General features: G+C 69.8%; 5 protein-coding genes. 4 read left to right on the top strand and 1 reads right to left on the bottom strand.

The genetic code is table 11. The annotated features are described in order from the left end of the window. The first annotated feature begins 57 nt into the window (after positions 1-57). On the top strand, positions 58-579 hold the full coding sequence (locus V6U90_RS32995) for a recombinase family protein (protein WP_334445027.1): 522 nt from the start codon (positions 58-60) through the stop codon (positions 577-579). A 23-nt stretch (positions 580-602) separates the two neighbouring features. On the opposite strand, the gene V6U90_RS34145 is transcribed toward V6U90_RS32995, so the two are convergent. Further along, positions 603-989, bottom strand: a complete 387-nt coding sequence (locus V6U90_RS34145; RefSeq protein ID WP_442933718.1) for a response regulator — start codon at positions 987-989, stop codon at positions 603-605. A 351-nt stretch (positions 990-1,340) separates the two neighbouring features. On the opposite strand from V6U90_RS34145, the gene V6U90_RS32985 reads away from it, so the two are divergent. From V6U90_RS32985 to V6U90_RS32975, 3 genes are all read left to right on the top strand, one after another. Continuing rightward, positions 1,341-2,117 (top strand): alpha/beta fold hydrolase, encoded by a 777-nt coding sequence (locus tag V6U90_RS32985; RefSeq protein ID WP_334445025.1) that lies wholly within the window; start codon positions 1,341-1,343, stop codon positions 2,115-2,117. 206 nt (positions 2,118-2,323) lie between these two features. Next, on the top strand, positions 2,324-2,653 hold the full coding sequence (locus tag V6U90_RS32980) for a YciI family protein (protein WP_442933719.1): 330 nt from the start codon (positions 2,324-2,326) through the stop codon (positions 2,651-2,653). Between the two features lie 7 nt (positions 2,654-2,660). Then, positions 2,661-2,822, top strand: coding sequence for a hypothetical protein (locus V6U90_RS32975; RefSeq protein WP_442933717.1), 162 nt, complete (start codon positions 2,661-2,663; stop codon positions 2,820-2,822). Positions 2,823-2,882: the final 60 nt, after the last annotated feature.

Raw genomic sequence — 2,882 nt, 5'->3', positions numbered from 1 at the left:
CCATCCGCGCCCTGGAGGACCAGGCCGCATAACCGAGTCCTCCACGATTCCAGGGGATTGACAGACCGAACAACTGACCGCTCTCGGTGTTACCCTCGACCGGGTCTACATCGACCGCGGATTCTCCGGCACCAGCCGCAAGGCCTCGACCAGGCCCTCGCCGCAGTCTGGGACGGCAGCATCTTCACCGTCACCAAGTTCGACCGCTTCGCCCGCAACATGACCGAGGCCTGCCCGATCCTCACCGACCTGTCCGCCCGCGGCGTGCGCTTCGGGCTCGGCGGCTCGGTGTACGACTGGAACGACCCCTTCGGGCGCCTGTTCCTACAGACCCTGGCCATGGTCGCCGAGTCCGAGGACACCCTTATCCGGCTACGCACCCGCGAGGGCATGGCCGTCGCCAAGCGCAAGGGCAAGCTGCGCGGCAAGCAACCCAAGCTGGCCGAATCCGCCCAACGCTCGATCCGCTCCCGCTATGCCGAAGGCGGCCTGTCCATGGCCGACCTCGCCGAGGAATACCGCGTCGGCCGCTCCACCATCCACCGCGTCATCCACGGCGAGCCTGCAACGGACGGCTGACCACGCCGACGCTTATCCCCTGGTCATCCAAATCCGTTGATTTTTCCGCCAGGACTACGGGAACCCCTAGACGTGTCGTCCAGGTCGAAGGTGGTCAGCACGAGAACCTGCGGCGCGTCGGCGGAGGCGGTGATCTGCCCGGTCGCGACGATGCCGTCGGGGTCGGGCATCCGCACATCCATCAGCACCACGTCCGGTCGGTGGGTGGCGGCGAGTGTGACGGCCGGTTCGGCACCGGCGGACAGGCTGCCGCTGTGCAGGGCGGCCCGCTCGCGCATACCCAGCAGCCCGTACCCGGGTGGGTCACCCCGGCGCGGTGCGTGACCGTCGTCGACGACGGTCACGCTCAGGGCGTCGACGGTCACCGCGACGGTGACCCGGCAGTGGGTGGCACCGCTGCGACGGTGCACGTTCGTCAGTGCCTCCTACCGCGCTCAACTCGGGCGTCGACGCCGAACTGTTCGGTGAGCGTGTGGGCGAGCCGGCGCAGCACCGTCGCGCGGCTATCTATCGGCCATCGGACGTCGGCCCCAGGACGTGCTTGATCCCGTCCTCCGAGGACGCACACCATAACTGTCATTATGATGCACGGTCGATATGCCCGCTTCGTCCTGGCTCATAATTGGATTACTCGTTAATGCAATCCGGTAATCAGCCGGGACGGGTCGAGTAGGCGGGCAGGATGGCCGAGGCGGGCCCGTCCACCGTGGAGCGTGAACTAGCCTGACCGTCCTACGCGCGGACATTCCCGGGAGGACACGATGCCGGTCGCCACCACCACCGACGGGTACCGACTCTGGTACGAGGCGGTCGGGGACGGACCGGCCATCGTCTTCCCCGCCCGGCTCCGCGTCGAGTTCGCCGCCCTCGCCGCCGCCCTGGCCGACCGGTACCGGGTGGTGCGGTACAAACCCCGCCAGGTAGTCGGCGTGATGGAGACCGAGGACGAGGCGGGCGGCCCCTGGGAGCCGACCACCTGGACCGGGTACCCGGTCCAGGTGGAGATCACCGACCTGCACACCGTGGCCGACGCGGCCGGCGTGGACGACTTCGTACTCGCCGGGTACTCCGGCATGGCAGCCCTGGCCGGCTTCCTCGCACCGCTGAGCAACCGGACGGCAGGACTCCTGGTCGGCGGATTCCCCCTGCTCGCCCGCAGCGACTACTGGCTCGGATTCGAGGAAGGAGCCCGGGCCGCCCTCATCCAGGCCGGGCTCCCCGACCGGGCCACCGACCACCACCTCGGTCGGCTGCTCTACCGCGAATGGGGCCGCCGCGACGACCGCGCCGCCCTGGCCGCCCTCACCGGCCCCAAGATCCTCTGGTACGGCAGCCGGGACTGCGAACCGGACTGCCGGATGTACGACTTCGTCGGCGGCGCCGCCATCGCCCGCCACATCCGCGCGCACACCGACCAACTGCACGGCATCGGCTTCGACACGATCGAGTTCGACGGGCAGGACCATATTGGCGCCCTGGCCACGACGGATCTGATCGCCCCACGGCTGACCGCTGCGCTGGCCCGGGCCGGCTGGTGAGCCCATCCGAGTCGACGGGCGAGGACCGGCCATGACACGGGCATCCCTGCACCCGGCACCACCTGCGCGCCGCGGTGACCGCGCGGCGCGCCTGGGAAGGACATTTTCCGGCGGGTGTGTCGCGGCGCGTTCGTCGTGACGGTGTACCCCGACCCGCGCCACACCGGGCCGGCAGACAGCACTGAGGGAGACCGACCGTGAAGTACATGCTGCTGATCTACAGCGCCGCCGGAGCCGACGCGGCCAACCAGTGCGTCTTCGACGACTGGGTGGCCTACGACAAGGCACTCAAGGACGCCGGGGTGTGGGTCTCCGGGCACGCCCTGAACGACCTGACCACCGCCACGACCGTCCAGGTCGGCGCCGACGGTGACCGGACCGTCACCGACGGGCCGTTCGCCGAGACCCGCGAGGTGATCGGCGGGTACGACATCATCGACGTACCTGACCTGGACGCCGCCCTCGAATGGGCGGCGCGCTGCCCCGGTTCCCGCGACGGCGGCGCGGTCGTGGTCCGCCCGGTCGCCGAGTTCTGAGGCCGTGGTGGGCGAGCGGAGGACCACACCGTCGGTCGGGGCGTCGGTCGAGGCGCTGTTCCGTGAGGAACACGGCCGGCTGCTGGCCTCCCTCGCCCGCCGCTTCGGTGACCTCGACCTGGCCGAGGAGGTCGCCTCGGAGGCCATCGAGGCGGCACTGCGGCACTGAGCCATTCCGGGTAAGCCTCTGACTACCAGGAGCGCTGTCCGGGATGAGGGATCATGGGCG

Source organism: Micromonospora sp. CPCC 206060 (assembly GCF_036906895.1).
Classification (GTDB): Bacteria; Actinomycetota; Actinomycetes; order Mycobacteriales; family Micromonosporaceae; genus Micromonospora.
The sequence above is the reverse complement of the archived record's forward strand: the minus strand, read 5'-3'. Positions and strand labels throughout refer to the sequence as shown.

Bases quoted from the DNA above. Each gene is read 5' to 3' on its own strand.
- V6U90_RS32985 (WP_334445025.1), top strand. From the start codon at position 1,341: ATGCCGGTCGCCACCACCACCGACGGGTACCGACTCTGGTACGAGGCG.
- V6U90_RS32980 (WP_442933719.1), top strand. From the start codon at position 2,324: ATGCTGCTGATCTACAGCGCCGCCGGAGCCGACGCGGCCAACCAGTGC.